This window comes from Sphingopyxis sp. BSN-002, assembly GCF_022024275.1.
GTDB lineage: Bacteria > Pseudomonadota > Alphaproteobacteria > Sphingomonadales > Sphingomonadaceae > Sphingopyxis.
Map to the genome: position 1 here is coordinate 2,937,080 of NZ_CP091804.1, position 21,591 is coordinate 2,958,670.

Annotated in this window: 18 protein-coding genes; 15 read left to right on the forward strand and 3 right to left on the reverse strand. The window is 66.0% G+C overall.

The features are described 5' to 3' along the window. Positions 1-27: 27 nt before the first annotated feature. Positions 28-927: an AraC family transcriptional regulator gene (locus tag L7H23_RS14600; protein WP_237836594.1), complete on the reverse strand. Its 900-nt coding sequence runs from the start codon at positions 925-927 to the stop codon at positions 28-30. Between the two features lie 96 nt (positions 928-1,023). On the opposite strand from L7H23_RS14600, the gene L7H23_RS14605 reads away from it, so the two are divergent. Further along, entirely contained in the window at positions 1,024-1,764 is a 741-nt protein-coding gene (locus L7H23_RS14605; RefSeq protein ID WP_237836595.1) for an SDR family oxidoreductase, read from the forward strand. Here L7H23_RS14605 and glpD read toward each other — a convergent pair. Further along, a complete protein-coding gene (gene glpD, locus L7H23_RS14610) occupies positions 1,761-3,278 on the reverse strand; it encodes a glycerol-3-phosphate dehydrogenase (RefSeq protein ID WP_237836596.1) in 1,518 nt (505 codons plus the stop codon). The two genes, L7H23_RS14605 and glpD, sit on opposite strands and share 4 nt — an antisense overlap. Before the next feature lie 124 nt (positions 3,279-3,402). On the opposite strand from glpD, the gene zwf reads away from it, so the two are divergent. The 11 genes from zwf to L7H23_RS14665 all read left to right on the forward strand — a co-directional run bounded on the left by zwf (position 3,403) and on the right by L7H23_RS14665 (position 17,881). Continuing rightward, on the forward strand, positions 3,403-4,866 hold the full coding sequence (gene zwf / locus L7H23_RS14615) for a glucose-6-phosphate dehydrogenase (RefSeq protein ID WP_275671204.1): 1,464 nt from the start codon (positions 3,403-3,405) through the stop codon (positions 4,864-4,866). After that, positions 4,859-6,700 carry a phosphogluconate dehydratase gene (gene edd / locus L7H23_RS14620; protein ID WP_237836597.1) on the forward strand — a complete coding sequence of 614 codons (1,842 nt, stop codon included), beginning with the start codon at positions 4,859-4,861 and terminating at the stop codon, positions 6,698-6,700. The genes zwf and edd overlap by 8 nt, the downstream gene beginning before the upstream one ends. Next, positions 6,697-7,317, forward strand: a complete 621-nt coding sequence (gene eda / locus L7H23_RS14625; protein WP_237836598.1) for a bifunctional 4-hydroxy-2-oxoglutarate aldolase/2-dehydro-3-deoxy-phosphogluconate aldolase — start codon at positions 6,697-6,699, stop codon at positions 7,315-7,317. The genes edd and eda overlap by 4 nt, the downstream gene beginning before the upstream one ends. An 88-nt stretch (positions 7,318-7,405) precedes the next feature. Next, on the forward strand, positions 7,406-8,968 hold the full coding sequence (locus L7H23_RS14630) for an HAD-IB family hydrolase (protein ID WP_237836599.1): 1,563 nt from the start codon (positions 7,406-7,408) through the stop codon (positions 8,966-8,968). Positions 8,969-8,971: 3 nt separating this feature from the next. Continuing rightward, positions 8,972-11,329, forward strand: coding sequence for a glycerol-3-phosphate 1-O-acyltransferase (locus L7H23_RS14635; RefSeq protein WP_237836600.1), 2,358 nt, complete (start codon positions 8,972-8,974; stop codon positions 11,327-11,329). Positions 11,330-11,442: 113 nt separating this feature from the next. Next, complete coding sequence (locus tag L7H23_RS14640) at positions 11,443-13,032, forward strand: wax ester/triacylglycerol synthase family O-acyltransferase (protein ID WP_237836601.1); 1,590 nt, start codon at positions 11,443-11,445, stop codon at positions 13,030-13,032. Positions 13,033-13,053: 21 nt separating this feature from the next. Then, positions 13,054-14,502 (forward strand): DUF3336 domain-containing protein, encoded by a 1,449-nt coding sequence (locus L7H23_RS14645; protein ID WP_237836602.1) that lies wholly within the window; start codon positions 13,054-13,056, stop codon positions 14,500-14,502. A gap of 1 nt (position 14,503) precedes the next feature. Then, positions 14,504-15,349, forward strand: coding sequence for an alpha/beta hydrolase (locus L7H23_RS14650; RefSeq protein ID WP_237836603.1), 846 nt, complete (start codon positions 14,504-14,506; stop codon positions 15,347-15,349). Between the two features lie 117 nt (positions 15,350-15,466). Continuing rightward, on the forward strand, positions 15,467-16,399 hold the full coding sequence (locus L7H23_RS14655) for an alpha/beta fold hydrolase (protein WP_237836604.1): 933 nt from the start codon (positions 15,467-15,469) through the stop codon (positions 16,397-16,399). Positions 16,400-16,438: 39 nt separating this feature from the next. Continuing rightward, positions 16,439-17,440, forward strand: a complete 1,002-nt coding sequence (locus L7H23_RS14660; protein WP_237836605.1) for an NAD(P)H-dependent glycerol-3-phosphate dehydrogenase — start codon at positions 16,439-16,441, stop codon at positions 17,438-17,440. Between the two features lie 102 nt (positions 17,441-17,542). After that, on the forward strand, positions 17,543-17,881 hold the full coding sequence (locus L7H23_RS14665; protein ID WP_237836606.1) for a hypothetical protein: 339 nt from the start codon (positions 17,543-17,545) through the stop codon (positions 17,879-17,881). A gap of 56 nt (positions 17,882-17,937) precedes the next feature. On the opposite strand, the gene L7H23_RS14670 is transcribed toward L7H23_RS14665, so the two are convergent. Then, the gene (locus L7H23_RS14670) at positions 17,938-18,465 is read right to left on the reverse strand and encodes a TlpA disulfide reductase family protein (RefSeq protein WP_237836607.1); all 528 of its coding nucleotides are present in this window, start codon (positions 18,463-18,465) and stop codon (positions 17,938-17,940) included. Between the two features lie 79 nt (positions 18,466-18,544). On the opposite strand from L7H23_RS14670, the gene argH reads away from it, so the two are divergent. From argH to lysA, 3 genes are all read left to right on the forward strand, one after another. Continuing rightward, positions 18,545-19,948: an argininosuccinate lyase gene (argH, locus tag L7H23_RS14675; RefSeq protein ID WP_237836608.1), complete on the forward strand. Its 1,404-nt coding sequence runs from the start codon at positions 18,545-18,547 to the stop codon at positions 19,946-19,948. Then, on the forward strand, positions 19,948-20,199 hold the full coding sequence (locus L7H23_RS14680; protein WP_237836609.1) for a hypothetical protein: 252 nt from the start codon (positions 19,948-19,950) through the stop codon (positions 20,197-20,199). The genes argH and L7H23_RS14680 overlap by 1 nt, the downstream gene beginning before the upstream one ends. Positions 20,200-20,330: 131 nt before the next feature. Then, positions 20,331-21,590, forward strand: a complete 1,260-nt coding sequence (gene lysA, locus L7H23_RS14685) for a diaminopimelate decarboxylase (RefSeq protein WP_237836610.1) — start codon at positions 20,331-20,333, stop codon at positions 21,588-21,590. Position 21,591: the final 1 nt, after the last annotated feature.

Consider the following 21,591-nt stretch of genomic DNA (forward strand, 5'->3'; position numbering starts at 1 on the left):
GCCGAAGAAACCGGCCCCCAAACCCCGCTAACCCGCCATCATCGCAAACCGCTTCGGCGGCATCCCGACCTGCCGCGCAAAGGCCGTGCTGAACGCGCTCGCCGACCCGTAGCCGACCCGCTCGGCGATCTCGTCTAGCTTGCCCGCGCCGCGGCGCAGCATGTCCTTGGCCAGGCTCATCCGCCAGCCCTGCAGATATTCCATCGGTGGCACCCCGACGATGCGCGCGAACCGGTCGAAGAAGGCCGAGCGCGACAGCGCCGCTTCTTGCGCGAGCGCCGCGACCGTCCATGGCCGCGCGGGCTCGTCATGGATGCAGCGGATCGCGCCCGCGAGCCGCGCGTCGCCAAGGCCGCGCAGCAATCCCGGCGGCGCGTCGTCGCCACCGACCGCGCGGAGCGCCTCGACCAGCAGCACTTCGACCAGCCGCGCGAGCACGAGATCGCGTCCGGGCCGCTCTTCGCCGGTTTCGCTCCGTACCATCTGCACCAGCGTCGAAAGCCGCTCGGCGCCGCGCAAATGAATGACAGCCGGAAGCTGCGACACCAGCAGATCGGCGTCGGGCGACGCGAACATAAAATAGCCGCCGAGCATCCGCACGTCGGGCGGACCGTCCGGCGTCCCGTGGCGCACCTCGCTGGTCGTGCCGACGCTCGCATGCGGATCGAGCGCCACCGGGTCGGCGGGCTCGAACCCCGACATGGTGAAGCCGGGCGTTGCGGGCAGCAGCAGGAAATCGCCCGCTTCGAGCGTCGTCGTCGGCTGCCCGTCAACTTCGAGACGGCACGATCCGTCGAGGACGGTGCAGAAGCTCGGATGCCCGAACGCCGAATAGCGCACCGCCCATCGACCCGCGCCGCTGATGCCTTTCGAAAAGACCGTGCTGGGGCGCAGCAGCGCGATGACGTCGGACAGGGGGTCGAGCATATCGGGACTATCTATAATGAAATATGGATTTCAGATTATAGATAGTACTGAACGCGTTGGCTAGAGGCCTTTCATCGCAATCTGAAAGGACGAACAATGAAGACCATCCTGATCACCGGCTGCTCGTCGGGCTACGGCCTCGAAACCGCCCGCCACTTCCACGCCAAAGGCTGGAATGTTGTCGCCACGATGCGCAACCCCTCCGCGGCACCTTTGACACCTTCCGACCGCATGCGCGTCCTTGCGCTCGACGTCACCGATCCCGACAGCATCGCGCTGGCGCTCGAACTTGCGGGCCCGATCGACGTGCTCGTCAACAACGCCGGCATCGGCCTGTTCGGCGCGCTCGAACATTCGCCGATGCAGAAAATCCGCGATGTCTATGCGACCAACACGCTGGGCACGATCGCGATGACGCAGGCGGTGATCCCGCAGATGCGGGCGCGCGGCTCGGGGATGATCGTCAACGTCACCTCGTCGGCCACGCTCGCCCCGTTCCCGCTCGCCGCCGCCTATACCGGCAGCAAGACGGCCGTGCAGGGCTTTACCGGCAGCCTTGCGCACGAGCTTGCGCCGCTCGGCATATCGGTGAAGCTCGTCGAGCCGGGTTATGGCCCGACGACGGCCTTCGCGCAGAACACCGACATCCGTCTCGAGGATGTGCTGCCCGAACCCTATGGCAGCTACGCCGCGCCGATCCTTGCCGCGATGGCCGAGCCCGCAATGTTCACGACCGAGGCCGATGTCGCCGAAGCGGTGTGGGCGGCGGTGCACGATACGAGCGGCTGCCCGCATTTCCCGGCCGGCGCCGACGCACTGGCGCTGGTTGCGGCCTAGGCCGGCGGCGCGAGCGGCCGTCGGGCGTCCAGCCAGGCGGCCAGCTTCGCGACATCCTCTTCCCCGAACAGCAGCCCCAGCTTGCTGCGGCGCCAGAGGATGTCCTCGATGTCGCGCGCCCATTCGCGCTCCATCATCCATTCGACCTCGGCGGCGCTGAGTCCATGGGCAATCTCGCCGCCGAGCGCGTCCCAGCCGTCGGCTTCGCCGAGCCAGCGGCGCGCGTCGGTACCATAGGCCTTGACGATCCGGTCGACGGTCGCCGCGGACAGGAAGGGATAGGCGAGCTTGTATTCGGCCTTGAGCGCCCCAGCGCCGTCGGTCGCGAAATCGCCACCCGGCAGCGCCGCCTTCGCGGTCCAGCGCTTGCCCGACAGCGCCGGGATATGTTTCGCCAGATCGTCGACTGCATGCTCGGCGACATGGCGATAGCTGGTGATCTTGCCGCCATAGATGGTGAGCAGCGGCGCGCCTTCTTCGAGATCGAGGTCGATGCGGTAACCGCGCGTCGCGGACTCGGGGCGGCCCGACCCGTCCTCGATCAGCGGCCGCACCCCCGAATAGGTCCAGACGGCATCGGCGGGCGTCACCGGCTCGCGGAAATAGAGGCTCGCCCCCTCGCAGAGATATTCGATCTCGTCGGCGCTCGCGTGCACGCCTTCGAGCGAGCCTTCATGGTCGAGGTCGGTCGTGCCGATCAGCGTGAAGTCGCGCTCATAGGGAATGGCGAAGAAGATCCGCCCGTCGGGGAGCTGGAAGAAATAAGCGTATTCGTGCTCGAACTTCTTGCGCACGACGATATGCGACCCGCGCACCAGTCGCATTTTGTAATCGGGCGGCGCCGAAGCGCGCGCGAGCAGGTCGAGCACCGCGGGGCCCGCCGCATTGACCAGGCTCTTGCCGGTGAAGCGGTAGCTGTGGCCGCGGTCGTCGCTGCCCTCCACCACCCACAATCCGTCCTCGACGCGCATGCTCTCCGCGCGCGTGTGCGTCCTGACCTTCGCGCCCTTGTCGGCGGCGTCGCGCGCGTTGAGCAGCACCAGCCGCGCGTCGTCGACCCAGCCGTCAGAATATTCGAAGGCTTTGACATATTGTGGCTGCAGCGGTTCGCCCGCGACATGGCGCTTCAGTTCGATCGAGCGCGTCGCGGGCAGCTTCTTGCGCCCGCCGATATGGTCGTAGAGAAACAGGCCGAGCCGCAGCAGCCAGCGCGGCCGCAGGCCGGTGCGATAGGGCAGGACGAAGCGCAGCGGCCGGATGATGTGCGGCGCGATACCCCACAGGATTTCGCGCTCCTTCAGCGCCTCGCGCACCAGGCCGAACTCGTAATGTTCGAGGTATCGCAGCCCGCCGTGGATGAGCTTGGTCGACGCCGACGAGGTGCCACGTGCGAGGTCGCCCTGCTCAAGCAATAGCACCCGCGCCCCGCGTCCCGCGGCGTCGCGCGCGACGCCGGCGCCATTGACACCGCCGCCGACGACGATGACATCATAAGGCTGTACGCTGTCGGGCATGGCGAGTTCCTATGGCAGCGCTGTCGGATTTGCCAAGGCCCGACATCGTATGCGGCCTACGTATGCGCGTTGCATTCATAGGGCACATTCTCCAATTCGTCGAAGCTATACCAAGGGGACTGAAGTGAGCGTGAAAGTCGAAACCCTGATCCTGTTCGGCGCAACGGGCGACCTTGCGCAGCGCATGCTTTTTCCCTCGCTCTATAATCTTCATGTCGACGGGCTGCTCGCCGACGTGCTGACGATCGTTGCCTCGGGACGCTCGAAGATGGACCGTGCCGGATGCCATGACATGGTGCGCAAGGCGCTGACCGAACATCTGCCTGCCGACCGTCTCGACGATGGTCAGATCGCGAGATTCCTCGAACGTGTCGACTATTGCTCCGTCGATGCCGGTGCAGGCACGGGATATGACGAACTCGCGACGCATCTCGGCGACCGGCTCGGCCGGACGATCGGTGCCTATCTCTCGACCCCGCCATCGATGTTCGGTCCGATCGCGCAGGGCTTGAAGGCGGCAGGCATTGCCTGCGCCGAATGCCGGATCGCGATGGAAAAGCCGATCGGCCACGATCTTGCGTCGTCGCGCGAGGTCAACGCGCAGGTCGGCGACGCCTTTGCCGAAGAACATGTGTTCCGCATCGACCATTATCTCGGCAAGGAAACGGTCCAGAACCTCCTTGCGCTGCGCTTCGCCAACATGCTGTTCGAGCCGCTGTGGAATGCGCAGGCGATCGACCATGTCCAGATCACCGTCGCGGAGACCGTCGGCCTCGAAGGCCGCGTCTCCTATTATGACGGCGTCGGCGCGCTGAAGGACATGGTGCAGAACCACATGCTCCAGTTGCTCGCGATCATCGCGATGGAGCCGCCGTCGAGCGTGTCGTCCACGGCGGTCCGCGACGAAAAGGTCAAGCTGCTGCGCAGCCTTCGCAAGCTGAGGGCCGAGGACGTCAAGGCGCACAGCGTGAAAGGCCAGTACACGAGCGGCGCGGTGAACGGCGGCGCAGTCACCGGATACGCCGACGAACTCGGCCATCCGTCGAACACCGAGACTTTCGTCGCGATCAAGGCCTTTATCGACAACTGGCGCTGGAAGGGCGTGCCCTTTTACCTGCGCACCGGCAAGCGCATGCCCGAACGCAAGTCGGAGGTTCTGATCCAGTTCAAGCCGGTGCCGCACAATATCTTTGCGCGTGTCGGCGCGGGCAAGCTCGATGCGAACAGCATGATCATCAACCTGCAGCCCGAGGAGAATATCCGGGTCAAGGTGATGGCGAAGCAGCCGGGGCTCGACCGCGACGGCGTGAAGCTGAAGGAAGTCACGCTCGACGTGTCGCTCTCGCACAGCTTCGAGGGCGAACGCCGCCGTATCGCCTATGAGCGCCTGCTGCTCGATTTCATCGAGGGCGACCAGACCCTCTTCGTGCGCCGCGACGAGGTCGAGGCGCAGTGGCAATGGATCGATTCGATCCGCGATGCCTGGGCGGCGGTCGATATGGCGCCGCAGAATTACACGGCGGGAAGCTGGGGGCCGTCGAGTGCAATCGCGCTGATCGAGCGCGACGGAGCGAGTTGGCATGACTGATCTTCACCCCGCGATCGCGAAGGTTACCGAACGGATCGTGGAGCGCAGCCGCAAGGGCCGCGCCGCCTATCTCGATCTGATGGAGCGCCAGCGCGAGGCGGGAACGAACCGCGGCAATCTGTCGTGTGGAAACCTCGCGCATGGTTTCGCGGCGGCGGGTGACGACAAGGCGACGATACGCACCAATGCGGCGATGAACATCGGCATCGTCACCAGCTACAACGACATGCTTTCGGCGCATCAGCCCTATGGCCGCTATCCCGAGCAGATCAAATTGTTCGCGCGCGAAGTGGGCGTCACCGCGCAGGTCGCGGGCGGCGTGCCCGCGATGTGCGACGGGGTGACGCAGGGGCAGGCGGGCATGGACCTGTCGCTCTTCAGCCGCGACAATATTGCGCAGGGCACGGTCATCGCGCTCAGTCATGCGATGTTCGAAGGCGCGTTGCTCCTCGGCATCTGCGACAAGATCGTCCCCGGCCTGCTGATCGGCGCGCTGCGCTTCGGCCATCTGCCGCAAATCCTGATCCCCGCCGGGCCGATGCCCTCGGGTCTCGCGAACAAGGAAAAGCAGCGCGTCCGCCAGCTCTACGCCGAGGGCAAGGCGACCCGCGACGAACTGCTCGAAGCCGAGGCGGCCAGCTATCATGGCGCGGGCACCTGCACCTTTTACGGCACCGCGAACAGCAACCAGATGATGATGGAGCTGATGGGGCTGCACATCCCCGGCAGCGCCTTCACCAACCCGGGCACGAAGCTGCGGCAGGAACTGACCCGCGCCGCGACGCACCGGATTGCCGAGATCGGCTGGAACGGCGACGATTATCGTCCGCTGTCACGCTGCATCGACGAAAAGGCGATCGTCAATGCGGCGATCGGCCTGCTCGCGACGGGCGGCTCGACCAATCATGCGATCCATCTGCCCGCGATCGCGCGCGCGGCGGGAATCGTGATCGACTGGCAGGATTTCGATGAGCTCAGCCACGCGGTGCCGCTGCTCGCGCGCGTCTATCCGAACGGCGCGGGCGACGTGAACAATTTCCACGCCGCGGGCGGCATTGGCTTCGTCGTCAGGGAACTGCTCGGCGCCGGATTGCTGCACGGCGATGTGCTGACCGTCGGCGGAACGATGGCCGATTATGCCGCCGAGCCCGTGCTGGTCGACAACGAACTCCATTGGCAGGCCGCGCTGGAAGCAAGTCGCGACGATACGATGCTGCGCCCGGTCGCACAGCCCTTCTCGCCCGACGGTGGCATGCGCTTGCTTGCGGGCAATCTCGGCCGCGCGATCATCAAGACCAGCGCGGTTGCCGAGGATCGCTGGACGATCGAGGCGCCGTGCCGGATCTTCGACGACCAGAATCAGGTATTGGCTGCGTTCAAGGCGGGCGAGCTTGAGCGCGACGTCGTGGTCGTCGTGCGCTTTCAGGGCCCGCGCGCGAACGGCATGCCCGAACTGCACAAACTGACGCCCGCGCTCGGCGTGCTGCAGGACAAGGGCTACCGCGTCGCGTTGCTCACCGACGGCCGCATGTCGGGCGCCAGCGGCAAGGTGCCTGCGGTGATTCATCTCTCGCCTGAGGCCTTGCCCGGCCCTGACGGCGTCAGCGGCCCGCTCGCTTATCTAAAGGATGGCGACATCGTCCGCGTCTGCGCAGTGAACGGCGAGGCGATCGCGCTCGTCGATGAAGCCGAGTGGGCCTCGCGCACGCCCGCCATGGCGCCGCCGCCCGCGCTCGGCGTCGGCCGCGAGTTGTTCGCCCTGTTCCGCCATCACGCCGACGAAGCCGAAAAGGGCGGGTCGGCGATCCTCGCTGCCATGGAGTCCGTCATTTGAGCCAGTCCATCGACCAGATCATGCGCCTCGCGCCCGTCATCCCGGTGATCGTGATCGACCGCGTCGAGGACGCGGTGCCGATGGCCGAAGCGCTCGTCGCAGGCGGCCTGCCGGTGCTTGAGGTGACGCTGCGCACCCCTGCCGCGCTCGACGCGCTGACCGCGATGAAGGCGGTGAAGGGCGCGGTGGTCGGTGCAGGCACCGTGCTCGATCCCGCGATGCTGAACAGCGCGATCCATGCAGGCGCCGAATTCATCGTCTCGCCGGGCCTGACCGACAATCTCGGAAAGGCGGCGGTCGCGAGCGGCATTCCCTTCCTGCCCGGCACCGCGAACGCCGGCGACATCATGCGCGGCATGGACCTTGGCCTATCGCGCTTCAAATTCTTCCCCGCGGCGACGAGCGGCGGCATCCCGGCGCTGAAGGCGCTCGCCGGACCCTTCGGAAATGCGCGCTTCTGCCCGACCGGCGGGATCAGTGCGGCGACCGCGCCCGAATGGCTCGCGCTCGACGCGGTGCTCTGCGTCGGCGGCAGCTGGGTCGTTCCGTTGGGACCGCCCGACCCGGCCCGGATCGAGACACTGGCGCGCGAGGCATCGACGCTTTCGCGCCATTGATAAACGCCATCTTTACTGCCATCGTGCAGGGGAAAACGGCAACATAGCCGTTGGTGGGGAGATGCGCGTGCCGAGGCCGCAGCCACATTTGGAAGAAGTACTCGCGTCCGAACCCGGATCGCATATCGCCGCGCTCTTCGATTTCGACGGGACGATCATCTCGGGCTACTCCGCGACCGCGATGCTGCGCGAGAAATTCCAGCGCCGCGAAATGTCGATGGAGGAGATTGCCGAGACCGCGCAGGTCGTCGCGCAGCACAGCCTCGGGCAGATCGGTTTCTCGGGGCTCATGTCCGCCGCCGCCAAGTTCATGAAGGGCGTCGACGAGGAAAGCTTCGTCGAGTTCGGCGAGGAACTCTACAAGAAGCACATTGCCCGGAAAATCTATCCGGAAACGCGCGCGATCATCGAGGCGCATCAGGCAAAGGGCCACCGCGTCGCGATCATCTCGTCGGCGACGATCTACCAGATCGAGCCGACTGCGCGCGACCTCGGCATCACCGACATCAAATGCTCGTCCTACGAGATCGAGGATGGCGTCTTCACCGGCGAGATCATCCGGCCGCTCTGCTTCGGCGAAGGCAAGGTGCTCGCGGCCGAGGAACTGGCGGCCGAATACGGCCTCGATCTCGACCAGAGCTTTTTCTACTCGGACAGCGACGACGATATCGAGCTGCTCGAACGCGTCGGCAAGCCGCGCCCGCTCAACCCGAACATGAAGCTGAAGGGCATCGCCGACGAACGCAACTGGCCGGTGCAGCGCTTCGGCAGCCGCGGCACGCCGTCGTGGATCGACTACACCCGCACCATCTATGCAACCGGCTCGCTCGTCGGTGCCTTCGCCGCGGGCCTGCCGATCTGGGCGCTGACCCGCTCGCAGCGTGAAGCGGCGAATTTCTCGATCGGACTGTTCGGCGACTTCGCGACCGCGATCACCGGCGTCGAGCTGGAGGTCGAGGACGAGCGCCACCTCTGGTCGTCGCGCCCGTGCATCTTCATCTTCAACCACCAGAGCAAGGCGGACGTCATGATCCTCGCCAAGCTCATCCGCCGCGACATGGGCGGGGTGGGGAAGAAGGAAATCAGGGACATCCCCATCCTCGGCAAGCTGATGGAGTGGGGCGGCACCGTCTTCGTCGACCGCGCCGACGGCAAGAGCGCGATCAAGGCGATGGAGCCGCTCGTCGATGCGATCCGCGAGGAAGGCAAGTCGATCTGCATCTCGCCCGAGGGCACACGCACGCTGACCCCGAAGCTCGCGCCGTTCAAGAAGGGCGCCTTTCACCTCGCAATGCAGGCGGGCGTGCCGATCGTCCCGATCGTCATCCACAATGCGACCGACGTCGCGCCGAAGAACGAGTTCGTGATGCGTCCCGCAACGGTGCGCGTCACCGTGCTGCCGCCGGTCGATACGTCGAAATGGAGCGTCAAGACGCTGAACAACCATGTCCGCGACGTGCGGAACATGTTCTTGCGCACGCTCGGCCAGACCGAGGAAGAGGCCGAGGCCACTGAAGCGCCGCCCAAGCCTAAGCCGGTGAAGAAGGCAGCCGCGAAGCCCGAACCGACGAAAAAGGCGCCTGCCAAAAAGCCGGCACCCAAGAAAAAGGCGGCCGCCAAAAAGCCCGCCCGCAAGGGAAAGACCGGCTAAGCGGTGGCCGACGGAACGCCCCGCACCCCGATCGTAGCGGAGGAGGCGGCCGACCGGCTCTATATCATCGACGCGCGCAACGGGGTCGAGCGGAGCATCTTGCTCGACTGGATCCATGCGACGTCGGGTGATTCCGAGCCGCAATGGGCGAGCCTCGACATCGAGGACGGCGATCATGCGCTCCCCGTCGACGTGCTCCGTGCGCGGCTCGGCGGCGCGGCGTCGCGGCAGGTCGTGCCGCTGCGTGTTGCGTGGCGCATTCCCGGTTTCGATCGCGACCGCGCGCTCAAGCTGCGCCACCTGATCTTCGGCGACCCACGCCATCCCGGCTCGCTCCGCGCGCGGCTCATCCTGCTTCGCGACCGGCGCCGCGCGCAGATCCTCGTTGGCGAGGCGGCGACGCTCGATACGCTGCGCGACCGTTTCAACGCGCAGACTGGCGGCGGCGATGGCGAGGGCGCCGACAGCCCCGAATTTGCGGGTTTCGTTGCGCGGCAGGCGGCGCTTGCGCTCGACGTTGCCGAACGCGGCATTCGCGGCACGCGCTACAAGGTGCCGCGCTTCGTCGCCGATGGCCTGCGCACCAGCCCCAAATTCCGCGCCGCGCTTGCCGATCTGGCCGAGAAGACGGGGCGTCCGGTCGGCGACCTATACCGCGAGGCGCGGCCGCTGATGAAGGAGGTCATTGCGCGGCCTTCGGCGCTTTTTCTCGATCTTCGCGCACGTCTCGACCGGATGATGTTCGGGGGGTATGCGCCCGAGATGGAGGTCGATGCCGCCGAGTTGGCGAGACTGCGCAATATATTGCGTGAACATCCGACCGCGATCCTTTTCACGCACAAGACCTATATCGACGGCGCGACGCCCAGCAGGCTGACCTATGAGGCCGACATGCCGATGCTGCACAGCTTCGGCGGCGCGAACCTCGACTTTGCGGTGATGGGCGAATTCTTCCGCCGATCGGGGATGATCTTCATCCGGCGGAGCTTCCAGGACCAGCCGGTCTACAAGCTGGTGCTGCGCCACTATATCGCGTGGCTGCTCGCCAAGCGTTTCCCCCTTTCATGGGCGTTCGAGGGGACGCGGTCGCGCCTCGGCAAGCTGATGCCGCCCAAATACGGCCTGATGAAATATGTCCTCGACGCGGCGCACGCGACGGGCACCCGCGACGTCCATTTCGTGCCCTTCGTGACGAGCTTCGACCTGATCCGCGACGTCGAGGAATATGCCGCCGAGCAGACCGGCCGGAACAAGAAGCCCGAGAGCCTGTCGTGGTTCCTCGGCTATATGAAGAGCCTGAAAGAGCCTTCGGGCCGCATCCGCCTCGACATCGGCAATCCGGTGATCATCGATGAAGCCCCCGGCCCCGACGACAAGCGCGCGCTCGAGAAGATCGCCTTCGCGGTCGCGGTCGAGGCGAACCGCGTGACGCCGCTGACCGTCACCTCGGTGATGTGCCTGATCCTGCTCGGCCTCGCCCCGCGCGGCGCGACCGCCGCCGAGCTGCTCGCGGCGATCGGCGCGGTCACCGACTGGGCGCGGGCGCGCGGTATCCGCCTCAGCAAGGAACTCGAGGCGAGCGACGACAGCGCGCTATCGGCCACCGTCGACACGCTCGTCGAAAGCGGGCTGCTGACGCGATACGAGGCGGGCAGCGAGAATGTCTATTCGATCGACCCCGCCAAACATCCGATGGCGAGCTATTACCGCAACATCATCGCGCACCATTTCCTCGACCGCGCGATGATCGAGCTGGCGCTGTTCCAGCTCCGCGATGCGGACAGGGGTGGTGCCGATGGGGGCGACGCCACGACCGCCTTCTGGGTGAAGTTCGACCGCCTGCGCGACCTGTTCAAATTCGAATTCTTCTATCCGCCTCGCGACGAGCATCGCGCCGCGATCGAGGCCGAACTCGCGCGGATCGATCCCGTCTGGGACCGCCGCCTCGCCGCTGGCGACCGTGGCGTCGCGCAGCTCATCCACCGCTGCCAGCCCGTCGTCGGCCACGCGATCCTGTTGCCCTTCGCCGAGGCCTATTCGGTCGTCGCCGAGCTGCTGACGCGCGCGAAGCCCGGCGACGAGGTCGATGCGAAGGCGCTGCTCGACACCGCACTGGTCGAGGGGCGGCAGGCCTATCTCCTCCGCCGCATCAGCAGCGAAGCTGCGATCGGTAAATTGCTGTTCGAAAACGGACTGTCACTGATGCGGCATATGGGGCTTGCCGAGACCGCGACCCCCGACAGCCTTGCCGCGCGGCGCGCGCTGCTCGCGGAACTTCGCGGGCTCGCCAACGTCATGGAATCGATGCGCCTGTCGACGACGGCGCTGGCCGACAAGTTGCCGGGAGTCTCGGATGTCTAAGCTGCGCCCTCTTTCCCGTCATCCCGGCGAAGGCCGGGATCTCACCCTTACGATCCGACGCACCGGCGAGATCCCGGCCTTCGCCGGGATGACGATCAGAATTGGAACTCGATATGCTTAAACAGCTCAGCGCGCAGGATGCCCAGTTCCTCTATACACAGACCGCGAACAATCTGACGCACATCATGGGGGTCTATATCTACGACCCCTCGACCGCGCCCGGCGGCTTCGTGCGCTTCAAGGATATCATCCGCCACGTCGAGAGCCGGGTGCACACCTCGCCCCTGTTCAAGCGCCGCCTGCACCGGCTGCCCTTCGACCTCGATCATCCCTATTGGGTCGAGGATGAGCATTTCGACATCGAGGCGCATATGAGCCACGCGCGCCTGCCCGAACCCGGCGACTGGCGGCAGTTCTGCATCGCGGTCGCGCGCTATTTCTCGAAGCCGATGGACATGAACCGGCCGCTCTGGGACATCTATATCATCGAGGGGCTCGACCGCATTCCGGGCATCCCGAAAGGCAGCTTCGCGATGCTCCACCGTGTCCATCATGCTGCGGTCGACGGGGCATCGGGCGCGCACGCCTTCATCGCGATGAGCGACATCGACGCGAAGGGCACGCCGGCGATTGCCGAGCCGCCGCCGATCGAGGAACTCGGCCGCGCGCCGTCGAGCGCCGAGACGGTGACGCGCGCCTGGTCGGCGTCGATGCAGTCGCCGGTCAAATTCATGAATGCATTGCTCAAGGTCTCGCCCGCGATCGTCGCCTCGGCGCGCAAGTCGATGGCCGAGGGCGGGATGACCGCGGGCGTGCCCGAAACGCGCTTCAACGCGCCCGTCGGCCCGCACAAGATGTTCGACGCGACGACGGTCGCGCTGTCGGACGTCGCCGAGATCCGCAAGAAGGTTCCCGGCGCGACGGTCAACGACGTCGTGCTGACCACCGTCGGCGGTGCGCTGCGCAAATATCTCGCGAAACACAGGGAACTGCCGAAGGAGAGCCTCGTCGCGGTCGCGCCGATCAATTTGCGCGGCAAGGAGAAGGGTGCGGGGAAGGCCTCGACCCCGGGCAATCAGGTGTCGGCGATGAGCGTGCCGGTGCGCACCGACATCGCCGATCCGCTCGCGCGGCTCGCGGCGATCCGCGACTATACGGTCGAGGCCAAGGAGGCCAAGGCAGGCGTCAGCGCACGGATCATGACCGACCTGTCGCAGCATATTCCGGGCGCAACGATGGCCGCGGTCGCGCGCATCATCACCAGCGAGCGCTTCGCGGTGCGCGGCACCAACCTCTTCATCTCGAACGTCCCCGGCGCGCAGGTGCCGCTCTATCTGGCGGGCGCGCAGCTGGTGCAGCAGCACGGCATGGCGCCGCTTGCGAACAATATGGGGCTGTTCGTCGCGACCCCCAGCTACAATGGCCGGATCGCCTTCTCGATCATCTGCGAGCGCGCAATCATGCCCGACATCGCCTTTTTCCGCCAATGCATCGACGAAAGTTTCGCCGACCTGATGGCGGCGACGCCGAAGCCCGAGAAGGCGCCCGCGAAGCCCAAAGCCGCTACGGCAAAGCCGAAAGCGACGCCGAAGGTCGCTGCGAAACCTGAAGCGAAGGCGAAAGCCGAACCGAAACCGGCCACCAAGCCAAAGGCGAAACCGGTTGCCAAAGGCAACGCAACCGGCAAGAATCGGAAAAAATAAACCATCTTGCAGGACGACCGAATGATTTTTGCCCCGACGCTCAGCGCCGACGCCGAGCTTGTCCGCGCGCCCGATTATGCCGCTTGGTCGAAAGCGGCGCAGGCGCATGACGCGAAATCGGGGCTGCAGGCGTGGCGTGACGCCGACGAAAGTCAGCACTTCGATTATAAAGCGATCCGCGCCCGGCTCGAAAAATTGCGCAAGCTGTCGGCGGCGGGTGACGTCAAGGGGCTGCTCTTCGTCCTCAACGAGGGCATCCACGGCAATATCGACGGTATGGGCGCCGAGCGTCTCTATCAGAAGGCGCGCTTCGGCACGAAGAAGCTGATCGAGGCCTATGTCGCCGAGGTCGTCGCCGCGCTCGACAAGATCGCCGCCTCGCGCAGCATCCCGCGCGAAGAGAAGCGCGACTTTTTCCGTCGCGCGCAGCATTGCTATGGCCGTTCGGCGCTCCTGCTGTCGGGCTCGGGCAGCTTCCTTTTCTTCCACGTCGGCGTCGTGAAAGCCCTGTGGGAGCAAGGTGTGCTGCCGAACATCCTCGCCGGATCGAGCGGCGGGTCGATTGTCGCCGCGATCGTCTGCACCCGCAAGGACGCCGATGTCGGCCCCTTCCTCGACAGCAAGCGCCTCGCCAACCCCGCGCGCGATCCCGAGATGAAGCGCCTCGCGCCCGACGAGGTACGCGACCGGCTCGCCGAACTGATCCCCGACCTGACCTTTCAGGAAGCCTATGAGATCAGCGGTCGGCATTTGAATGTCTCGGTCGCGCCCGCCGAAAAGCATCAGAACGGCCGCCTGCTCAACGCGATTACCGCCCCGAACGTGCTGATCCGCGAGGCGGTGCTCGCTTCGTGCGCGGTGCCCGGCGTCTTTCCGCCGGTCATGCTGATGGCGCGCGACGAGGACGGCAACCGCGTCGCTTATCAACCCGACCGGCGCTGGGTCGACGGGTCGGTGACGCACGACATTCCGACCAAGCGGCTCGAACGCCTGTACGGGGTCAACCACCATATCGTCAGCCAGGCGAACCCGCTGGCGCTGCCCTTCGCAACCGACACGCGCAAGCAGATGGCGCCGATCGAAGCGATCCAGCATGCGTCGATCGCGACCTTCAAGGCGTGGCTCAACGCGAACATGGTGATCTTCCAGAAGCCGCTCGAACTGGTGCCGCCGCTCAACAGCCTCGCGAACATGGCGCGCTCGGTGATCAACCAGGAATATACCGGCGACATCAACATCATTCGCCCGCCGAAATTCTGGTCGCCGACCAAGATTCTTTCGGACCTTGCGCAGGACGACATCGACGAGCTGATCGACACCGGCCAGCGCACCGCCTGGCCGAAGATCGAGATGGTGCGGACCCAGACCGCGATCAGCCGTGCGCTCGACGCGATCCTCGCAAAGATCGACAAGTCTGGCGACGACGGCCCCGGCCACCGCAGCTCGGCGCTGAAGAAAGCGGTCCGCTGACATGTCCGCGCTGACGCTGCCCGCCGGTTCTGCCGGCGCCGGCGCGAAGCTGCACGTCACCCACTGGCTACCCGAAGGGCGCCCGAAAGCAGTCATCCTGCTCGCGCACGGCTATGCCGAACATGCCGGGCGCTATGAGTATGTGGCGAAACGGCTGACCGGTGCCGGCTATGCCATCTATGCGGTCGACCATTGGGGGCATGGCGCTTCGGACGGCGAGGGCGGTTTCGTGCCGCGCTTCTCGGCCTTTCTCGACGGCATGAGCGAACTGCTCACCCTCGTCGAGGTCAATCATGGCGACACGCCGCGCCTGCTCCTCGGCCACAGCATGGGCGGGCTCATAGCGACCCTGTTCCTGATCGAGCGCCAGCAGGCGTTCGTTGCCGCGGCGCTTTCGGGCCCTGCGATCGTGCCTGCCGAGCCGCCGTCGCGCTTCACCGTCTGGATCAGCCGCTTCCTCTCGCGCTTCTTCCCGCGCCTCGGCGTGCTGTCGCTCGACGCGACCGGGGTCAGCCGCGACCCCGCCGTGGTCGCCGCCTATCAGGCCGACCCGCTCGTCTATGGCGGCAAGATCGGCGCGCGGCTCGGCAAGGAGTTCATGGACGCGATGGCGGTCGCGCAGGCCGATGCGCCGAAGATCCGCCTGCCGATCCTGATCCAGCACGGCGAGGCCGACCGGCTGACCGCGCCCGCGGGGTCGCGCTTCCTGTTCGCCAACGTCGCCTCGACCGACAAGCGCCTCGAAATCTATCCGGGGCTGTTCCACGAAATCTACAACGAGCCCGAGCGCGACGCCGTCCTCGACGACCTCATCGGCTGGTTCGACGCGCACGTCGCCAAGGATTGAATCTAGTCTATCCGTTCGTGTCGAGCGAAGTCGAGACACCCATCGTTACGGCGCAAAGCTGAGGGGCATCTCGACTTCGCTCGATGCGAACGGCAATATGGAAACAGGCTAAAACGCATGAGCTTCTTCATCATCGTCATCATCTCGGCCATCGTCTTCCTGACGTTGCTCTATCTCTTCTTCCCCGAACAGATCGTGCTGTTGATGCGCTGGCTGATGCGCAAGCGTGCACGGGTCGAGCGCAAGACCGTGATCGTCGATGGCCGGACCTGGCCCTATCTGGAGGGCGGCGATCCGTCGAAGCCGACGCTCGTGATGGTGCACGGCTTTGGCGCCGACAAGGATCACTGGACCTTCTATGCGCCGTGGCTGACGAAAGATTATCGTCTGATCGCGCCCGACCTTCCGGGCTTCGGCGAGAACGATCGCGACGGCGAATTGCCGTTCGATGTCGGCAGCCAGGCCGCACGGCTGAAAGCGTTCCTCGATGCGCTCGGCATCGACCGCCCGCACCTCGGCGGCAACAGCATGGGCGGCTGGATCGCGCTGCGCTTTGCGATCGACTATCCGGGCGCGCTACGGACGCTGACGCTAATGAACAATGCGGGCATCCTCGGTGCGGACGAGAGCGAATTGCAGAAGCTCGCCGCGAACCGCGACTATAATCCGCTCATCATCGCCAACCTCGAGGACGCCGACCGGCTGATCGCCTTCGTCGTCCATAAGCCGACCTTCGTTCCGGCGCGGCTCAAGCCGGTGATCTACGCCGATGCGCTCAAACACCGCGACCTGCTCGACAAGATATTCTGGACGATCGCCGACGAGATGGAAGCGAAGCCGCTCAACGACGAGCTCGGCAAGGTGACGGTGCCGACGCTGATCATCTGGGGCCGCCACGACAAGCTGATCGACGTCAGCTGTGTTGCGGTGCTCGAAAAGGGCATCGCGGGCAGCACCTCGCACATCTTCGAACATATCGCGCACGTCCCGATGATCGAGGATCCGAAGGCGACCGCGGAGGTCCAGCGCGAGTTTCTTGCCAAGCACTGATTTCAGCGCCAGTCTCTCCCGCAAGACAGGGAGAGATGCATGCGGTTGAAGGTCGGTCTGCTCGGCGGGGGCAGCTGGGGAACGACGGTCGCGTCGGTGGTATCGCGCAACGCGCCGATCACGCTGTGGGCGCGCGATGCCGAGACGGTCGACGGCATCAATAGCGCGAACGAGAACCGCAAATATCTGCCCGGCATCAAGCTGCCCGGGGCGCTCCGCGCGACGAACGACATGGCCAAGGTCGTTACGGGCGCCGACGTGCTGGTGATGGGCGTGCCCTCGCACAGCTTCCGCGGCGTCCTCGAAGAGGCGCGCAACCATCTCCGCCCGTGGGTGCCCGTCATCAGCCTCACCAAAGGCCTCGAACTGTCGTCGGGCAAGCGGATGACCGAGCTGATCGAGGAAATCCTGCCCGGCCATCCGGTCGGCGTCCTCACGGGCCCGAACCTCGCGCGCGAGATCATGTCGGGGCAGGCGGCCGCCAGCGTCCTGTCGATGGAGGACGAGATCGTCGTGCGTGCGCTCCAGCCCGTGTTCCACTCGGGCCTGTTCCGCGTCTATACCAACACCGACCTGCTAGGCTGCGAGCTTGGTGGCGTGCTCAAGAATATCATCGCGATCGCGGTCGGCATGGGCGACGGGCTCGGCGCCGGCGACAACACGCGCGCCGGGCTGATGACGCGCGGGCTGGCCGAGATCACGCGGCTCGGCGTCGCGATGGGCGGGCGCCCCGAAACCTTTGCGGGGCTCACCGGCATGGGCGATCTGATCGCGACCTGCACCAGTCCCTTGAGCCGCAACCGTCATGTCGGGGTCGAGCTTGGCAAGGGCCGCCACATCGACGACATCATCGCGGGCATGAACATGGTCGCCGAGGGCGTGAAGAGCGCGCCGACCGTCATGGCGCTTGCCGACCGATATGATCTCGCGATGCCGATCGCGCGCGACGTGTACGACGTCACGCAGGGCAAGCGCGACGCGCAGGAGGTGTTCCGCGGGCTGCTCCGGTCGAGCGTCGGCGACGAAGCGCATCCCGGATAGGGGATTCACCGCGGGCCGTGCGGAATCATCGGCCAAGCGGGAAGAAATTGCCCGCCTCCTTCGTTGTTCCTCCTGACCAACAGGGTCCCAAGGAGAAGAACGATGAAAAAATGGACGACTTTGGCGGTACTTATGGCTCTTCCCGCCAGCGCCGCGGTTGCCGCGGTTCCCTATGGCTCGATGCCCGCGGGCTTCGACCGCCCCGAAATCCGCGCCGTGCCGATTGCCGGCGTCTACAACCAATATTGGTACAATTACAAAGCCGACATCCTCGAGGCCGAGAAGGAGCTGGTCAGCGACCTTCGCCATTCGACCGACCGCGAGGATCGCTGGGACGCGTGGGACGAATGGACCACCGAGGTGACCGACGCCGACAAGGATTATGTCAAGGAAATGCGCAAGAAAGGATACCGCAGCGGCCGCGTGACGGTCGGCGGCTGACCCGGACCTTGCCCGGGTAGGAGGGGGCGGACGTGTGTGGCGTCCGCCCCCTTCGTTTATTTTATGCCACCCTCGGCCAGCAAGGCCTTCGCCTCCGCCCCGTTCCAGTCGATCGCGCCGACGACGCGCCACAGTTCGCGGCCCTCGGCGTCGTAGAAGATGCTGGTCGGAAGCGCGCTGTTCGCGGCGTCGAGCAGGGCGTTATCGGGGTCGAGATAGGGCTGCAGCGCCTTGAGGCCTGCCTTCTGGAACCACGGATCGACGATTTCGGCGCCCTGCAGATCCTGCGCGACGGCGATCACCGTCATGCGCTCGCCTTCCTTTGCCGCGAGCGCATCGAGCGTCGGCATCTCGGCGACGCATGGCGCGCACCAGGTGGCCCACAGGTTGACGAGCAAGGGCTTGCCGCGGAACGCGGCGAGCGTCGTCGGCGCATCATCCGGCCCGCGGAACGCCGCCGTCGGGGCGGGCTTGCCGGCATTGCCGAGCTCGACCTGATGCTCGAACGTCTCGACACCGCGGCCAGCCTTCGCTTCGTCCGGCGAAATATTTGCTTGGGGTGCTCCCGCTTGCTCCCCGGCCACCTTTTGCCTATCGCAGCCCGCGACCGGTCCGGCCAGAATGAGGGCGAGGATCGCGGGATACAGGCTTGGATTGCGGCGAATGGCGGATACTCCGGACAGCAACAGCATGTGGGGCGGTCGCTTCGGTGGCGGACCCGCGGCGATCATGCAAGAGATTAACGCCTCGATCCCCGTCGACAAGCGCCTGTGGGAAGAGGATATCGCCGCCAGCCGCGCGCATGCCGCGATGCTGGGCGCCACCGGCATTATCGCCACCGAGGATGCCGTTGTCATCGACCGCGGCCTCGCGCTGATCGCCGACGAATTCGCCGAAAACGGCGTGCCCGTCGACCTCAGCCTCGAAGACATCCACATGACCGTCGAATCGCGGCTGAAGGAACTGGTCGGCGAGCCCGCCGGGCGGCTGCACACCGCGCGCTCGCGCAACGATCAGGTCGCGACCGATTTCCGCCTCTGGGTGCGCACCGCCTGCACGCGCATCGACGCGGGGCTGAAGGCGCTCCAGTCGGCATTGCTCGCGCGCGCCGAGGAACATGCGGACAGCATCATGCCGGGCTTCACGCATTTGCAGGTCGCGCAGCCGGTGACGCTCGGCCACCACCTGCTCGCCTATGTCGAGATGTTCGGCCGTGACCGTAGCCGTTTCGCCGATGCGCGCCGCCGCCTCAACGAATCGCCGCTCGGCGCCGCTGCACTTGCCGGGACAAGCTTTCCGCTCGACCGCGAGGCGACCGCCGCGGCGCTCGGCTTCGACCGCCCGATGGCGAACAGCATCGACGCGGTGTCCGACCGCGACTTCGCGCTCGAATTCTGCGCCTCGGCGTCGATCGCGGCGATCCACCTGTCGCGCCTTGCCGAAGAGGTCGTGATCTGGGCGAGCCAGCCCTTTGGCTTCGTCAGCCTGCCCGACGCCTGGTCGACCGGCAGCTCGATCATGCCGCAGAAGCGCAACCCCGACGCCGCCGAGCTCGTGCGCGGCCGTGCCGGCCTGCTGCTCGGCGCCTTCCAGCGTCTGTCGGTGATCGTGAAGGGCCTGCCGCTCACCTATTCGAAGGATCTGCAGGACGACAAGGAAACGGTGTTCGGCGCCTTCGACGCGCTCGCGCTGTCGCTCGCGGCGATGACGGGTATGGTCGAAACGCTGACCTTCCGCACCGACCGGATGCGCGCGCTGGCCGCCTCCGGCTATTCGACCGCGACCGATCTCGCCGACTGGCTGGTCCGCGAGGCGGGCGTGCCGTTCCGCGAGGCGCATCATATTGTCGGTGCCTGCGTGAAACGCGCCGAGCAACTGGGCGTTGAACTCTCGGCGCTGCATCCCGGTGAAGCCTCGGCGATCCACCCCGCTGTGACGCCCGATGCACTTGCGGCGCTTACCGTCGAGGCTTCGGTCGCCAGCCGCACCAGCTATGGCGGCACGGCGCCCGAACGGGTAAGGCAGGCCATTGCCGCGGCGCGCGCCGCGCTGGAAGGACAGGATTGATGGCGAGACTTCGCCCCATCATATTTACGCTCGCCGCCACTGCGCTCCTTGGTGCGTGCGGCAGCAAGGAAGATCTGAAGCCTGTAGCGGGTCAGCCCGCAGCAGCGATTCCCGTCGGTGCCAAGCGCGCCCCAACCACGGAGGAACTCACGACGCCCGACGCGCAGGCAAAGCCCGCGCGCAGCGACGAACTTCTCAAACGGTCCGAACAACGCGAACCCGACGATTTCGACTTGCCGCCTCCGGGCTGACTTCCAGGACCTTCCTCTTTTCCGTTCGTGCTGAGCTTGTCGAAGCACCGTTCTTCTTGAACGTCAGAGCGGAAAAGGACGGCCCTTCGACAAGCTCAGGGCGAACGGCTTATGAAGATTAGGATCTGATTGTGGACCATTTTGAATTGCGTGACGGCGTCCTCCACGCCGAAGATATTCCGCTGCCCCGCATTGCCGAGGAAATCGGTACCCCCGTCTATGTCTATTCGCGCGCGACGCTCGAACGCCATGCCCAGGTGTTCGCCGACGCGCTGAAGGACATTCCGCGGAAGCACATCGCCTTCGCGATCAAGTGCAACCCCAACCTTGGCGTGCTGCGTGTCCTCGCGCGGCAGGGCTATGGTGCCGACGTCGTCTCGGGCGGCGAGCTCGAACGCGCGCTCGCCTCCGGCATGGCGCCGCAGGACATCGTCTTCTCGGGCGTCGGCAAGACGCGCGCCGAGCTGGCCCAGGGTCTCGATCGCGGCATCGGCCAGTTCAACATCGAGCATGAGCCCGAGGGTGTCGCGCTCGCCGAAATCGCGCTGGCAAAGGAAATGACGGCGCCCGCGGTGCTGCGCGTCAATCCCGACGTCGATGCGGGCACGCACGCGAAGATCTCGACCGGCAAGGCCGAGAACAAGTTCGGCGTCGGCATCGACGCCGCGCCCGATATCTTCGGCCGCCTCGCCGCGCTTCCCGGCCTCCAGATGCGCGGCGTCGCGCTTCATATCGGCAGCCAGCTGACCAGCCTCGACCCGCTCGAGGCGGCGTTCGAGCGCGTCGGCCGCCTCGTCGCCGACCTCCGCGCCGCCGGACACAGCATCACCCATGTCGATCTCGGCGGCGGGCTCGGTGTGCCCTACCGGCCCGAGGATAATCCGCCGAGCCCGGCCGACTATGGTGCCATGGTGGCGCGCGTGACGAAGGACTGGGACGTTACCCTGATGTTCGAACCGGGCCGCGTCATTGCGGGCAACACCGGCGTGCTGCTGACCGAGGTGCTGTGGGTCAAGCCCGGCGCGACCAACCCGTTCGTCATCGTCGACGCTGCGATGAACGACCTCGCGCGCCCGGCGCTCTACGACGCGTATCATGATTTCGTCGCGGTGAAGCCGACGGGCGAACAGATGACGGCATCGATCGTTGGGCCCGTATGCGAAACCGGCGACACCTTCGCGCGCGATCGCGTGATCGACACGGTGGAGTCGGGCGACCTCGCGGTGTTCCGCACCGCGGGGGCCTATGGCGCGACGATGGCGTCGACCTACAACAGCCGCAGCCTCGTTCCCGAGGTACTCGTCGACGGCGACCGCTATATCAAGGTCGCCGACCGCATCGCCGCCTCGACGATCATGGCCGCCGAGCGCGTCCCCGACTGGATCGACTGAG